Genomic DNA, 13,651 nt, shown 5'->3' with positions numbered 1-13,651 from the left:
GCCATGGTAGGCAAGCAACTTCCGCTCTCCTACATCGCCCGCAATCTTTGGGTCCGGCGCGTCACCACCCTGCTCACCGCGGCCGGCCTGGGCCTGGTGGTGTACGTGTTCGCCACCGTGCTGATGATGAGCGAGGGCATCAAGGCCACGCTGGTGGCCACCGGCACGGCCGACAACCTGCTGGCCCTGCGCAAGGGCGCCGGGGCGGAGATCAACTCGGGTGTGAGCCGCGAGCAGGCGACGGTGCTGGCCAGCCTGCCCGGCGTAGCCACCGGCGCGGACGGCCAGCCCCTGCTCAGCCAGGAACCCGTGGTGCTGAACAACCTGCCCAAGCGCGGCAGCGGCAAGCCCAGCAACGTGACGGTGCGCGGCACCAGCGCCGTGGGCCTGCAGCTGCGCCCGCAGGTGCGCATCACGGAGGGGCGCATGTTCCGCCCCGGCTCCAGCGAGCTCATCGTCGGCCAGGCGGCGGCGCGCGGCTTCGAGGGCGCCGGCCTGGGCGAGACCCTGCGCTTTGCCGGCCGCGAATGGCGCGTGGTGGGCGTGTTCGACGCCGGCCGCTCGGGCTTCGACTCGGAGATCTGGGGCGACAGCGAGCAGATGCTGCAGGCCTTCCGCCGCCTCAATGCCTCCAGCGTGGTGCTGCGCCTGCAAGACCCCAGCGCCGCCGAAGCCTTCATCGCCCGCGCCGCGGCCGACCCGCGCCTGACCCTGGACCTGCAGCCCGAGCGCCAGTTCTACGAAAGCCAGAGCCGCGGCCTGGCCACCTTCATCAACGTGCTGGGGCTCACCCTTTCGGTGATCTTCTCGATCGGCGCCATCGTCGGCGCCATGATCACCATGTTCGCCGCCGTGGCCAGCCGCACGGCCGAGATCGCCACCCTGCGCGCCCTGGGCTTTCGCCGCCCCGCCGTGCTCTGGGCCTTTCTGCTCGAAGCCTTGCTGCTCAGCGCCGTGGGCGGCCTGCTGGGCTTGGCTGGCGCCAGCGCCATGCAGGGCGTGAACCTCAGCACCACCAACTTCCAGACCTTCGCCGAGGTGGCCTTCCGCTTCGTGCTCACGCCCGGCATCGTGCTGCAGACCCTGCTGTTCGCGCTGGCCATGGGGTTGGTGGGGGGCTTTCTGCCGGCTTGGCGCGCAGCACGGCTGGGCATCGTGGACGGGCTGCGCTCGGGCTGACGAACCCGCCTCCCCCTTTTTCTGCACTGAACAACAAAGAGCCTGAACTTGCCGCCCAAGTACGCCCTTGTGGAGATCGAACGCCGGTGGCTGTTGGATACCAACACCCTTCCTGCGCTGGACGCACTGCCCTGTCGCGCCATCAGCGATCTGTACGTCAGGGGCACAGGCCTGCGTGTGCGCAGGGTCGATGAGGCCGGCAGGCCCACGGTCTATAAGCTCTGCAAGAAGTACAACCTGGCACCCGCGCTGTCGCGCCCCATCACCAACCTGTATCTGTCCGAGGCCGAATACGCCCTGCTCATTGAATTGCCCGGCCAACGGGTCCACAAGCGCCGCTACACCCTGGCGGGCGGCACGCTGGACATCTATGCCGACGGCTTGGCCGTCTTTGAGGTGGAATTCGACTCCGAGCAGGCGGCCCTGAACTACCAGCCGCCCGAGTTTGCGCGGCGCGAGGTCACACACGACCCGGCCTTCAGCGGCGCCACGCTGGCCTCGCACACCAAGCAGCAGCCCTGAGCTTTTGTGCACGCGCTACGCGAGCGCAACTGGGCACGGACTCGGTCGAGGCCAAGCGCTGGACATTTGGATGGGAGCGGGCTTGCCTCATGCATCACAAACGCTATACATTGCTCCCATGACCCGCTCTGCCACCCTGCCACCCGTCCGCGTGGCACCCGAAACCAAGGCCAGCCTAGAAGCCGTGCTGCGAGAGGGTGAGACGCTGACGCAGTTCATAGCGAACGCCGTCAGCCGTGAAGCCGAGTACCGGACCGAGCAGAACGCCGCCGTCGCCCGCGCCAGGAAGGCCCTGCGCCGCGCAGACAAGGGTGAAGGCTTGCTCACGGAGGAGCAACTGCAGGCCGCCATGCAGCAGCGTGCCAAGGCCGCCCAGCAGCGCATCCGTGCCGCCGTGGCGGCCACTACCAATAGGCCGCCCCTCGCCAAGTGAGCGACCGGTATCGGCTGGTTCCGACGGTCAGCTTTCAAGCGGACCTGGAACGCCTGGAGGCGCACATCGTCCAACGCGAATTGGCCAGCCAGACGCCGGATGAGGACTGCCTGTTCCGTTTCCAAAGCGCATTGGAGCGCGCGGTCGGCGTCCTGCGCTTTGCCCCGCACAGCTGCAGGCGGTGCGAGGCCGACCGCACCCTGCGCGAACTGGTCGTGCCTTTCGGCCACGGTGGCTGCGTCGTGCTGTTTGCGATTCGCGACATCGATGTGCTGCTCCTCGCCGCGCGGGATCAGCATGAGCATGACTACCGCTGATCTCCCGACAGCCAGATCAATCACATCGACCGATTGAGCTCGACGGCTTTTCACAGCCGTCTATTGGCACACCCTGTCCCGCGATGCTGGCCACTGAGCCTGAACTCCTGCTGGTGTCTGCGTGCAGTTGCGCGCCTTGCAGCAGCTTTCACGGCTAGGGTGGCCGGTTCCTGGGGTTACTGAGAAAGTTACTGCAACTTTCGGCCGGAAGACGGGGGGCTACTGCGAACCAGCGCAGACAAAGAAAAAGGCCCAAGTGCTTGATTCACTTGAGCCTTTCGGGTGTTCGCGAACTTGCGCGAACTGGGTTCTGGTGGAGCCGGGGGGAATTGAACCCCCGTCCGCAAGCCATCGCCGGGCAGATCTACATGCTTAGCGCGTTGATTTGAATCTCGGGCCCATGTCGCGCATCGCGCACGCTACGGAGGACCCCAGCCTCTTGAGTCTCGTTCCGGGCTGAGAAGCCCAACCAGGAACCAGCCGATGTGCATGACCTCTCAGCCTTTCATCCTTGCGGAATCAGACCCGGCCCATCGGCCTGCCGTTGAGAGGCTCACCGGTGTTTAAGCGGCGAGGGCGAAACGTTCGTCGTTCGCAGTTGGTTTGTTTCCAGTGGATTTACGAGCGAACTGGTGCTCGGCATGCCTTGCTCCGGATCCGCACCCACGTCGAAACCAGGTCGGCCCCAGAGAAGACGGATTCTAGGCTACCGGCGCCAGGAAGCCCAGCAGTTCTTCGGGCTGCTCGATGACGGCATGGGCGCCCCAGCTGTCCACCGCGCCGGCACCCAGATAGCCCCAGCGCGCCACCACACCGGGCATGCCGGCAGCACGGGCGGCCTGGATGTCGCGCTCGTCGTCGCCCACATAGATGCAATCCTGCGGCTGCAGCGCCAGGCGGCGTGCTGCCTCCAGCAGGGGTTCGGGGTGGGGCTTTGCCTTGGGGGTGGTGTCGCCGGCCACCACGGCCGCAGCGGCCTGCAGCAGCGGCATGCCGCGGTGGATGGGCAGGGTGAAGCGCTCGGCCTTGTTGGTGACGATGCCCCAGGGCAGGCCGCGCCGCGCCAGGGCGTCCAGCAGGTCGGGCACACCGGCGAAGGCGGCGGTCTGCTGCAGCAGGCGGGCCTCGTAGAGCGCAAGGAAGCGCTCCTTCAGGCTTTCGAAGGCCTGGTGGCCCGGCGCCACATCCAGCGCCGCACCCAGCATGCCGCGCGCGCCGGCGCCCACCCAGGGGCGCAGCTGGGCCAGCGGCAGGGGGGGCAGTTCATGCTGTTCGCGCAGCTGGTTGGCGGCCCCGGCGAGGTCGGGGGCGGAATCGATCAAGGTGCCGTCCAGATCGAACAGCACGGCGCGGCAGGCAAAGCGGGACATCACGGACGGCGGCAGGCGAGCAGGTAGTTGACGTCGGTGTCGGAGCCGATCGCGTAGCGCTGCGTCAGCGGGTTGTAGCTGAGACCCGCCATCTGCAGGGGCACCAGCCCGGCCTCGCGGGCCGCACCGGCCAGTTCGGCCGGGCGGATGAAGCGACCGTATTCGTGAGTGCCGCGCGGCAGCATGTTGAGCAGGTACTCGGCCGCCACCACGGCCAGGGCAAAGGCCTTGGGGTTGCGGTGCAGGGTGGAGAAGAACACCCAGCCGCCCGGGCGCACCAGGCGCGCGCAGGCCCGCACCACGGAGGCAGGGTCCGGCACATGCTCCAGCATCTCCAGGCAGGTGACGACATCGAAGTGGCCGGGCATCTCCTCGGCCAAGGTTTCGACCGCCACCTCGCGGTAGCGCAGATTCGCCACTTCGGCATCCATGGCGTGCAGCTCGGCCACGCCCAGGGCCTTGGTGCTCAGGTCGATGCCGAGCACCTCGGCCGCGCCGTGCAGGGCCATGGCCTCGGCCAGCAGGCCGCCGCCGCAGCCCACGTCCAGCACCTTCTGGCCCTTCAGCGGCGCGAGGCCGTCGATCCAGGCCAGGCGCAGGGGGTTGATCTGGTGCAGGGGCTTGAATTCGCTCTCGGGGTCCCACCAGCGGTGGGCGGCATCACCGAACTTGGCAAGCTCGGCGGGGTCGGCGTTATGGACGGCGCTCATCGGTCAGGGCTTCGAGTGGGGCCGGCATTGTCGGGCCTGGCCCGGCGGGCAGGCCTACTCGAAGCGCCCCTGGCGCATCCATTTGGTGGCCACCCACTTCTCGCCTTCCAGCACCGGGGCGCCGCCGTGCAGGGTCAGGGTGCCGGGCTCGGGTTTGGGGTAGCTAAAGAACACCGCATTGCCACGGATGGGCTGCACGGCCATCTTCACATCAGGGAAGGTGGTGGCGCCGCCGCGCTTGGGTGTGTTCAGGTACATCACCAAGGTACCCACCCGCTGGCCGCCGCGCTTGAGGATGCTGGGCGTGCTGGCGTGGCGGGCGTCGAAGTAGTCGTAATGGGGCTGGTACTCGGCACCGGGCTGGTAGTGCAGCACCTGCATGCCCTCGCCGTTTTCCAGCGGCCAGTTGAGCAGGCGGGCGATGCGGGCTTCCACCCGCGCCACCACCTCGGCCTCACCGCGCTCGAAGAACATGCCGCGGCTGGTGCGGGCCATGTTGACCTCGCTGCCTTCCTTGTCCTCGGCCACGGTCTCCGAGCGCGCCATGCGCGGGCGCGCCAGCTCGATGATGGCTTCGCACTCCTCGGCCGAGAGCAGATTGCCGAACACCAGCACGCGCGGCAATTCGACGGCGCTGAGCACCTGCACCTCGCGATCGCCGGCGTCCAGCACGCAGGCGCCGTCGCGCACCGCGGCGTCGGGTACGCCTGGGGTGGCCTCTTCCTTCTTGAACCAGCCGTCCAGCTTGGCCTGGGCGACGGCTTCCAGCGCGATCTTCTGCTGCCAGCCGGCCTTGATCATGGACTGCACCAGGTCCACGCTGGACTGACCGGCGATGAGCTGCTCGCGTAGCCAGCGCTTCAGATCGGGGGTGACGTATTGCGTGCCACTCATGACGGGACTCCTTCACGGCGGAACACCCAGCGCTCCGGGCTGGAGGCCGCCTGCACCCAAGCGTAGCCTTCGCGGTCAAAGGCGCGCAGGTCGTCCGGATGGTCCAGATCCTGTTCCAGCACGAAGCGCGCCATCAGGCCGCGCGCGCGCTTGGCGAAGAAGCTGATGACCTTGGGCCCGCCGTCCTTGACTTCCTCGAACACCAGTTCCAGCACCGGCAGCCGCAACGCCTTGCGGTTGACGGCCTTGAAGTACTCCTGCGAAGCCAGATTGATGAGCAGCGGGCTGCGCTGCTGGGCGCCCAAGGCGTTCAGCTCCTCGGCCAGGCGCGTGCCCCAGAAGGCGTACAGACCCTTGCCGGTGGGCGTCTGCACCGGGCGGCCCATTTCCAGGCGGTAGGGCTGCAGGCGGTCGAGCGGCCGCAGGATGCCGTAGAGGCCCGAGAGGATGCGCAGGCGCTGCTGCGCTCGCCGCAGCACGTCCGCGCCCAGGCTGCGGGCATCCAGACCTTCGTACACATCGCCATTGAAGGCCAGCACCGCGGCACGGCTGTTGTGCGCCGTGTGGCGCGGCCGCCAGGCTTTGAAGCGCTGCACATTGAGATCCGCCAGCGCGGGCGAGAGCTCCATCAGCTCGGCCACTTCAGCCGCCGAGAGCTGGCGCATGCACTCGATCAGGCGCTCGGCCTCGGCCACATGGGCGGGCCGGGTCAGCTCAGGTTCCAGCGCCTGGAAGGCGGGTGGCAGCGGCGATTCGTAGTCCAGCGTCTTGGCTGGCGACAGGACCATCAGCATCGGCGCGCCACCCTCCCCGTCACTTGGCCAGCAGGGCGTCCAGCGCGGCCACGTCCTCGGGGCGCAGCTGACCAGCCGCCTGGCGCAGGCGAAGGCCGGTCACCAGGGTGTCGAAGCGGGCCTTGGCCAGGCTGTTCTGGGTGTTGTTGAGCTGGGCCTGGGCGTTCAGCACGTCCAGGTTCACGCGCACACCCACCTTGTAGCCGAGCTGCGTCGCTTCCAGCGCCAGCTTGGCGCTGGCTTCGGCCGACTCGAGCGCCTTGACCTGCGCCTGCAGGGACTGGCGGCCCAGGAAAGCACTGCGCGTGCGTTCCGCGGCGGTACGGCGTGCCGCCTCCAGGTCATTGCGGGCTTTTTCCTGCAGCTTCAGCGTTTCCTGCTTGCGCGCTTCGTTGGCGCCGCCGGAGTAGAGCGGCAGGGTGAACTGGACACCCACGCTGCCATTGCTCGTGAAGCCCTTGGGATTGGCGCCGCGGCCGCTCAGGTCCTGGCCGCCGAGCGAGGCGGTCATGTCTACCGTCGGCCCATAGGCCGCACCGGCCTTTGCAACCTCCAGCTGGGCGGTTTCAAGATCGATGCGCGCAGCCCGCACAGCCGGACTTTCCTCAGCCTGGGCCAGCCAGGAATCAACATTCACTGGTTCGAGCGACGGCAGCGCAATCGGTAGGGCCAGCGGCTTGGGATCGACGCCGGTGCGACCCACCAGTTGGTCCAGGATCACGCTCTTGACGCGCAGGTCATTCTCGGCAGCGATCTCGGTGGCGGTGGACAGGTCAAAGCGCGACTGCGCCTCACGGGTGTCGGTAATGGTGGCAGTACCGACCTCGAAATTGCGCTTAGCCGACGCCAGTTGCTCGCCGATGGCCCGCTTGTTGGCCTGCGCCAGGCTCAGCGCTTCGCGCGCGGCCAGCACGTCGAAATAGGCCTGAGACACACGCACCATCAAGTCCTGCTCGGCCGCCTCAAGGGCGGCGCCGGCTTTAACCACGCCGCGCTCGGCCTGGTTGATGGTCAGCCCGTTGGCGCGGTTGTAGAGCGAGAGCGAGGCCTTCAGGCCGGCGTTCACATTGGTGGTGCCGACGCGGTCGCCCGCCACTTGCACGCGCTGGCCGTTCACGGTCTGGTAGATCGCCGGGGGATCGGTCTGGGTATGGGTAGCTCCGGCCCCGACACCCAGTGTGGGCTTGCGCAGCGCCTCGACCTGCATCAGCTTGTACTGCACGCTCTCGGCCGTGGCCCGGGCCGAGAGGTAGGTGGCGTCGTAAGCACGCGCCGCCTGGTACAGCTCATTGAGGCTCTGGGCTTGCACCGCTCCACCCGCCAGGGCCAGCAGCAAGGCAGCAGCGAGTTTCAGCGGGGTCGGAGTCAAAGCGGGCATGGACAGTCCTTCAGCGGTAATGAAAACGCGCCCGATGGCGCAGCGGCCGAGGTTATAGGGCTTGCGCGGGTTTATAGCCGGGGGTCATGCGATGACCTGCAGCTCGCGGGGAGCCAGCGGTGCCAAAACACGCATCAAGCGCACGTTGCCGGCGAATGGCTGCCCGCGCTCAAAACGCGAAGCTGGTGGGCTCGGTGGCACCGGGCAGGCGCGGCAGCACGGTATCGAACAGCTCGCGGCGGGCGAATTGCTCGGGGCCGGTGTGGCGCCACAGCACGGCACGCATCACCGGCTGGTCACCTTCCACCAGCAGCAGGCGGCCGCCGGGTTTGAGCTGGGCCTTGAGCGCATTGGGGGTCTGGGCCAGCGAGCCGGTGGCGACGATGACGTCGAACGGGCCGTCGGCGGCGCTGCCCTGGCTCAGATCCTGGCTCTGGCGCACGGTGACGCGCGACAGGCCAAGGCGACGCAGGCGGGAACGGGCGGCCTCGGCGAGGTCGGCCTCGGGCTCCAGGCTGAGCACTTCCTGGGCCTGGTGCGCCAGCAACGCCGTCAGGTAGCCGGTGCCGGTGCCCAGTTCCAGCACGCGGTCGGTGGGCTGCACCTGCAGCTCCTGCAGCAGGCGGGCCTCCACCTTGGGCTGCAGGGCCAGGCGGCCATGGCCGAGCGGCAATTCGGTGTCCATGAAGGTCAGGTGGCGCAGTTCGGCGGGCACGAAGTCCTCGCGGCGCACCAGGGTCAGCAGCTGCAAGACCGCCGGATCCAGCACATCCCAGGGGCGGATCTGCTGCTCGATCATGTTGAAGCGGGCCTGTTCGACGTTCATATGCGTGGTTCGGTGGGAATAGCCGGGCGGCATTCTAGGGAGCTGAGAGGAGGCACTGGCTATCATCCGCGCCCTTTTCAGACGAGACGCCATGGACGCCTTGCTCTTGATCAAGGCCGCGATCATGGGTGTGGTCGAAGGCCTGACGGAATTCCTGCCCATCAGCTCCACGGGGCATCTGATCCTGGCCGGCCAACTGCTGGGCCTGCACGATGAGCGGGCCAAGGTGTTTGACATCGCCATCCAGACCGGCGCCATCTTCGCGGTCATCCTGGTCTATGCCGAACGGCTGCGCACGGTGCTGCGCGGCCTGCCCAGCCAGCCCGAGGCGCAACGCTTTGCGCTGAACGTGGGCATCGGCTTCCTGCCCGCCGTGGTGCTGGGCCTGCTGCTGGGCAAGGCCATCAAGGCCCATCTGTTCACGCCCACCGTGGTGGCCAGCAGCTTCATCGTCGGCGGGCTGATCATCCTGTGGGCCGAACGCCGCCAGCAGGCGGTGGTGCGGGTGGATTCAGTGGACGCCATGGGCCCGCTGGATGCGCTCAAGGTCGGCCTGGTGCAGTGCCTGGCGATGGTGCCGGGCACCAGCCGCTCGGGCGCCACCATCATCGGCGGCATGCTGCTGGGCCTGTCGCGCAAGGCCGCCACCGAGTTCAGCTTTTTCCTCGCCATCCCCACGCTGATCGGGGCCGGCCTGTACAGCCTGTACAAGGAACGCGCGCTGCTGGCCTGGGCCGATCTGCCGATGTTCGCGGTGGGTCTGCTGTTCAGCTTCCTGTCGGCCTGGGTGTGCGTGCGCTGGCTGCTGCGCTATGTGGCCAGCCACAGCTTCACCCCCTTTGCCTGGTACCGCATCGCCTTCGGCCTGGTGGTTTTGGCCACGGCGCAGGCAGGGTGGATCGACTGGTCGGGATAATCGGCGCCCTATGAGCATTCAGATCAAGACGCCCGAAGACATCGAGGGCATGCGCATCGCCGGTCGCCTCGCCTCCGAGGTGCTGGACCTGCTGACCCAGCACATCAAGCCGGGGGTCACCACCCAGCAGCTGGACGACATCGCACGCCATCACATCCTCGAGGTCCAGGGCGCGATCTCGGCCACCATCGGCTACCAGCCGCCCGGCTACCCGCCCTTCCCGGCCGCCATCTGCACCTCGGTCAATCACACGGTCTGCCACGGCATCCCGAACGACCGGCCGCTGAAGAACGGCGACATCCTGAACATCGACTGCACGGTGATCAAGGACGGCTGGCACGGCGACACCAGCCGCATGTACATCGTGGGCGAGGGTTCGATCGCCGCCAAGCGCCTGTGCCAGTTCACCTACGAAGCCATGTGGAAGGGCATCGCCAAGGTCAAGCCGGGTGCGCGCCTGGGCGACATCGGTCATGCCATCCAGAGCTATGCCGAGCCGGCCGGTTTCTCCGTGGTGCGCGAGTTCTGCGGCCATGGCGTGGGGCGCAAGTTCCATGAAGAACCGCAGGTGCTGCACTACGGCCGCCCCGGCACGCTGGAAGAGCTGGTGCCCGGCATGGTGTTCACCATCGAACCCATGATCAATGCCGGCCGGCGCGAGATCAAGGAACTGCCCGACGGCTGGACCATCGTCACCAAGGACCGCTCGCTCTCCGCCCAGTGGGAGCACACCATCGCGGTGACAGAAACCGGCTACGACATCCTGACGCTCTCCGCCGGCAGCCCGCCCCCGCCCGCCTTCATCACCGGTTGACGTGACACTGCCCCCAGTCTCGCTTGCGCTCGCCACCCCCCAAGGGGGCCGTCAGCGGCTTCGGGCGGCCGGACGCCGCTGAGATGAACGCCTACCGCGAGGGCAAGCAGCGCCTGCTGCAGGCGTTCGCGGCGCAGGCCCCCACGGCGGCGCGCGCGCAGCGCCTGCTGAAGGATCTGGCCCAGCACACCGACGCCGCACTGCGCGCCCTGTGGGAACAGGCCGCCCTGCCGGCCCAGGCCTGCCTGATCGCCGTGGGCGGCTATGGCCGCGGCGAGCTCTTCCCCCACTCCGACGTGGACGTGCTGCTGCTGCTGCCCAGCGGCACCGATTCCCACATGCCCGGGCCGCTGCGCGAGTCCCTGGAGCGCTTCATCACCGACTGCTGGGACCATGGGCTGGAGATCGGCTCCTCGGTGCGCACGCTGGACGAGTGCCTGGAGGAAGCCCGCAAGGACGTGACGGTGCAGACCGCGCTGCTGGAGGCGCGCCGCCTGGCCGGCCCCGCCGCCGTGTTCAAGCGCTTCAGAGCCGAGGTGCAGCGCCATGTGGACGTACCCGCCTTCCTGCGCGCCAAGACGCTGGAGGCGCAGCAGCGCCACACCAAGTTCGAGGACACGCCCTACGCGCTGGAGCCCAACTGCAAGGAAAGCCCGGGCGGCCTGCGCGATCTGCAGCTGCTGATCTGGATTGCCCGCGCGGCCGGCCTGGGCCACACCTGGGCGGCGCTGGCCCAAGGTGGCCTGATCACTGCGCTGGAAAGCCGGCACCTGCACCGCAACGAGGCCACGCTGAAGCTGATCCGCTGCCTGCTGCACTGCCAGGCCGGCCGGCGCGAAGACCGCCTGGTGTTCGACCTGCAGGCCGCCGTGGCCCAGCAGCTCGGCCTGCAGGCGCAGGGCAGCGTGCGCGCCTCCGAGCTGCTGATGCGCCGCTACTACTGGGCCGCCAAAGCGGTCACGCAGCTCAACCAGATCCTGCTGCTGAATCTCTCCGAGCGCATTGCCGGCGGCGTGGCCCCGCCCACCGTGCCGGTGAACGAGCGCTTCCTGGACCGCGGCGGCCTCATCGAGGTGGTGGACGACGGCCTCTACCAGCGCGAGCCGCAGGCCATCCTGGAAACCTTCGTGCTCTACGCCAACGTGCAGGGGCTCAAGGGCCTGTCCAGCCGCACCCTGCGCGCGCTCTACAACGCGCGCCAGGTGATGGACGCGCGCTGGCGCGCCGACCCGGTGAACCGCCAGCAGTTCATGGCCATCCTGCGCGCCCCGCAGGGCCAGACGCATGCCTTCCGGCTGATGAACCAGACCTCGGTGCTGGGGCGCTACCTCTGGGTGTTCCGCGCCATCGTCGGGCAGATGCAGCACGACCTGTTCCACGTCTACACCGTGGACCAGCACATCCTGATGGTGCTGCGCAATGTGCGCCGCTTCCTGCTGCCGGAACATGCGCACGAGTACCCGTTCTGCTCGCAGCTGGCGGCGCAGTTCGACGACCCCGCCCTGCTCTACATCGGCGCGCTCTTCCACGATGTGGCCAAGGGCCGCGGCGGCGACCACTCGCAGCTCGGTGCCCAGGAGGTGCGGCGCTTCGCGCGCGCCCACAAGCTCAGCAAGGTCGACACCGAACTGGTCGAGTTCCTCGTTGCGAAGCACCTGCGCCTCTCGCAGGTGGCGCAGAAGGAAGATCTGTCCGACCCCGAGGTCATCGCCGCCTTCGCCGCCGAGGTGGGCGACGCCCGCCACCTCACGGCCCTGTACCTGCTGACGGTGGCCGACATCCGCGGCACCAGCCCCAAGGTGTGGAACGCCTGGAAAGGCAAGCTGCTGGAGGACTGCTACCGCCTGACCCTGCGCCATCTGGGCGGCGCACCGGTGAACCGCGAGGCCGAGATCGAGGCGCGCAAGCAGGAGGCCCGCCAACTGCTGGCCCTGCGTTCGGCCCTGCCAGAGACCGAGGCGCCGCTGTGGCGCACGCTGCAGCTCAGCTACTTCGCCCGCCACGAGGCCGCCGAACTGGCCTGGCACGCACGCGAGCTCTGGCGGCATATCGGCGCACCGCAACCCGTGGTGCGGGCCCGCCCCAGCCCGGTGGGCGAGGGCCTGCAGGTGCTGGTCTACGCGCGCGACGTCCCCGATCTGTTCGCCCGCATCTGTGGCTACTTCGACGGCGCCGGCTTCAACATCCTGGACGCCAAGATCCACACCAGCACCGACGGGGTGGCGCTGGACACCTTCCAGGTCATCTCCAGCGACCCCGCCACCCTGCACCGCGATTTGGTGCCCCTGGTGGAGCAGAAACTCGCGCTGGCGCTGACGCAGACCGGCCCGCTGCCCGAGCCGCGCCGCGCGCGCCTGTCGCGCCGCGTCAAGTCCTTCCCCTACCAGCCACGCGTCAGCCTGCGGCCGGACGAACGCGCCCAGGCCTGGGTGTTGTCGCTATCCGCCAGCGACCGCGCCGGCCTGCTCTACGCCATTGCCCGCGTGCTGGCCAAGCACCACATCAATCTGCAGCTGGCCAAGATCTCGACGCTGGGCGAGCGGGTGGAGGACACCTTCCTCGTCAGCGGCGCGGCGCTGCAGCACGCGCGCCAGCAGCTGCAGGTGGAGAGCGAGCTGCTGGACGCGCTGGCCTTACCGGCCTAGCAGGGATCGCCCAGCAGGTTCTCGCGCAGCGGCCGGTAGTCGGGGTGGATCTCCACCCCTTCGTGCAGCAGGGCGCGCAGCAGCTCCACCGGGCGCCGGGCCCAGCTGGCCCAGGCCAGCGGGGTATCGCCATGGGCATCACGCGCCAGCGGGTCGGCGCCGGCCTGGAGCAGGCGCTCCACGGTCGCCAGGTTCGCAAAGGCTGCGGCGCGGTGCAGCACGGCTTCGCCGCGGGTGCGGGCGTCGCGCATCAGGCTGTGGGTGGGCACGTCGATGGCGCAGCAGGCGTTCGGATCGGCACCGGCCGCCAGCAGCACCTGCACCACGCGGTCGGCGGCGCTGGGGTCGGGCCCGCAGACGGCCAGGTGCAGCGCGGATTCGCGCGTGCGCGGCTGCACGGCGTCCATCGGGGCGCCTTCCTCCAGCAGGAACTGCACCAGGCGCCAATGGCCGTGGAAGGCCGCGGTCAGCAGCTCCTGGTCAAGAAAGTCCAGGCGGGCGCCGGCGCGCAGCAGGCAGCGCAGCGCGCTCACGTCGCCGAAGTACACGCACCAGGCCAGCGCCCAGGCGCGTTCGCCGGCCGAGAGCGTGTCGGCCCAGGGCACCAGCAGGTCGGTGCGGCCGCCTTCGATGCGTTTGCGAGTTTCAGCGTCCATCAGCGTCCACCCGTGGCCTCCTTGGGCTGGCGCGTGGGGCGGCGCTGCAGGTCCCCACCGCAGTTCGGGCAGCGCTGCTGCAGGGTCACGCAGCAGGCACTGCACCAGGTGCATTCGTAGGAGCAGATCCAGGCGCCGGGCCTCTCGGGCGGCAGGCTGGCCCGGCAGCGCTCACAGTGCGATTTGAGCTGCAACAC

The 13,651-nt window shown here is 68.7% G+C and carries 15 protein-coding genes and 1 other RNA gene; 7 read left to right on the top strand and 9 right to left on the bottom strand.

Translation table 11 applies throughout. From position 1 onward, the window contains the following. Window positions 1-3 precede the first annotated feature (3 nt). The 4 genes from I7X39_RS17280 to I7X39_RS17265 all read left to right on the top strand — a co-directional run bounded on the left by I7X39_RS17280 (window position 4) and on the right by I7X39_RS17265 (window position 2,451). Window positions 4-1,179, top strand: coding sequence for an ABC transporter permease (locus I7X39_RS17280; RefSeq protein ID WP_198112414.1), 1,176 nt, complete (start codon window positions 4-6; stop codon window positions 1,177-1,179). A gap of 48 nt (window positions 1,180-1,227) precedes the next feature. Continuing rightward, window positions 1,228-1,701: a CYTH domain-containing protein gene (locus I7X39_RS17275; protein ID WP_198112413.1), complete on the top strand. Its 474-nt coding sequence runs from the start codon at window positions 1,228-1,230 to the stop codon at window positions 1,699-1,701. 118 nt (window positions 1,702-1,819) lie between these two features. After that, a complete protein-coding gene (locus I7X39_RS17270; RefSeq protein ID WP_198112412.1) occupies window positions 1,820-2,134 on the top strand; it encodes a YlcI/YnfO family protein in 315 nt (104 codons plus the stop codon). Further along, entirely contained in the window at window positions 2,131-2,451 is a 321-nt protein-coding gene (locus I7X39_RS17265) for a type II toxin-antitoxin system RelE/ParE family toxin (protein ID WP_198112411.1), read from the top strand. The genes I7X39_RS17270 and I7X39_RS17265 overlap by 4 nt, the downstream gene beginning before the upstream one ends. 311 nt (window positions 2,452-2,762) lie before the next feature. On the opposite strand, the gene ssrA is transcribed toward I7X39_RS17265, so the two are convergent. The 7 genes from ssrA to I7X39_RS17230 form a co-directional block, all read right to left on the bottom strand. Then, window positions 2,763-3,138, bottom strand: a transfer-messenger RNA (tmRNA) gene (ssrA, locus tag I7X39_RS17260). 14 nt (window positions 3,139-3,152) lie between these two features. Beyond that, window positions 3,153-3,821, bottom strand: a complete 669-nt coding sequence (gph, locus tag I7X39_RS17255) for a phosphoglycolate phosphatase (protein WP_198112410.1) — start codon at window positions 3,819-3,821, stop codon at window positions 3,153-3,155. Continuing rightward, a complete protein-coding gene (gene ubiG / locus I7X39_RS17250; protein ID WP_198112409.1) occupies window positions 3,821-4,531 on the bottom strand; it encodes a bifunctional 2-polyprenyl-6-hydroxyphenol methylase/3-demethylubiquinol 3-O-methyltransferase UbiG in 711 nt (236 codons plus the stop codon). The genes gph and ubiG overlap by 1 nt, the downstream gene beginning before the upstream one ends. A gap of 54 nt (window positions 4,532-4,585) precedes the next feature. Next, entirely contained in the window at window positions 4,586-5,425 is an 840-nt protein-coding gene (locus I7X39_RS17245) for a 2OG-Fe(II) oxygenase (RefSeq protein ID WP_198112408.1), read from the bottom strand. Continuing rightward, window positions 5,422-6,219: a peroxide stress protein YaaA gene (gene yaaA / locus I7X39_RS17240; protein ID WP_198112407.1), complete on the bottom strand. Its 798-nt coding sequence runs from the start codon at window positions 6,217-6,219 to the stop codon at window positions 5,422-5,424. Before yaaA ends, I7X39_RS17245 begins: the two co-directional genes overlap by 4 nt. Before the next feature lie 19 nt (window positions 6,220-6,238). Continuing rightward, window positions 6,239-7,597 carry a TolC family outer membrane protein gene (locus tag I7X39_RS17235; protein ID WP_198112406.1) on the bottom strand — a complete coding sequence of 453 codons (1,359 nt, stop codon included), beginning with the start codon at window positions 7,595-7,597 and terminating at the stop codon, window positions 6,239-6,241. A 169-nt stretch (window positions 7,598-7,766) separates the two neighbouring features. Next, a complete protein-coding gene (locus I7X39_RS17230; RefSeq protein ID WP_198112405.1) occupies window positions 7,767-8,423 on the bottom strand; it encodes a protein-L-isoaspartate O-methyltransferase family protein in 657 nt (218 codons plus the stop codon). A 91-nt stretch (window positions 8,424-8,514) separates the two neighbouring features. On the opposite strand from I7X39_RS17230, the gene I7X39_RS17225 reads away from it, so the two are divergent. The 3 genes from I7X39_RS17225 to I7X39_RS17215 all read left to right on the top strand — a co-directional run bounded on the left by I7X39_RS17225 (window position 8,515) and on the right by I7X39_RS17215 (window position 12,798). Next, window positions 8,515-9,339: an undecaprenyl-diphosphate phosphatase gene (locus tag I7X39_RS17225; RefSeq protein WP_198112404.1), complete on the top strand. Its 825-nt coding sequence runs from the start codon at window positions 8,515-8,517 to the stop codon at window positions 9,337-9,339. A gap of 10 nt (window positions 9,340-9,349) precedes the next feature. Beyond that, a complete protein-coding gene (map, locus tag I7X39_RS17220; RefSeq protein ID WP_198112403.1) occupies window positions 9,350-10,153 on the top strand; it encodes a type I methionyl aminopeptidase in 804 nt (267 codons plus the stop codon). A gap of 83 nt (window positions 10,154-10,236) precedes the next feature. Further along, window positions 10,237-12,798: a [protein-PII] uridylyltransferase gene (locus I7X39_RS17215; protein ID WP_198112402.1), complete on the top strand. Its 2,562-nt coding sequence runs from the start codon at window positions 10,237-10,239 to the stop codon at window positions 12,796-12,798. Here I7X39_RS17215 and I7X39_RS17210 read toward each other — a convergent pair. Together I7X39_RS17210 and I7X39_RS17205 are read right to left on the bottom strand one after the other, a co-directional pair. Continuing rightward, window positions 12,795-13,454, bottom strand: a complete 660-nt coding sequence (locus I7X39_RS17210; RefSeq protein WP_198112401.1) for an ankyrin repeat domain-containing protein — start codon at window positions 13,452-13,454, stop codon at window positions 12,795-12,797. The two genes, I7X39_RS17215 and I7X39_RS17210, sit on opposite strands and share 4 nt — an antisense overlap. Next, on the bottom strand, window positions 13,454-13,651 hold the full coding sequence (locus tag I7X39_RS17205; RefSeq protein ID WP_198112400.1) for a DUF1272 domain-containing protein: 198 nt from the start codon (window positions 13,649-13,651) through the stop codon (window positions 13,454-13,456). The genes I7X39_RS17210 and I7X39_RS17205 overlap by 1 nt, the downstream gene beginning before the upstream one ends.

It is taken from the genome of Inhella proteolytica (assembly GCF_016093275.1).
Lineage (GTDB): Bacteria > Pseudomonadota > Gammaproteobacteria > Burkholderiales > Burkholderiaceae_C > Inhella > Inhella proteolytica.
The sequence above is the reverse complement of the archived record's forward strand: the minus strand, read 5'-3'. Positions and strand labels throughout refer to the sequence as shown.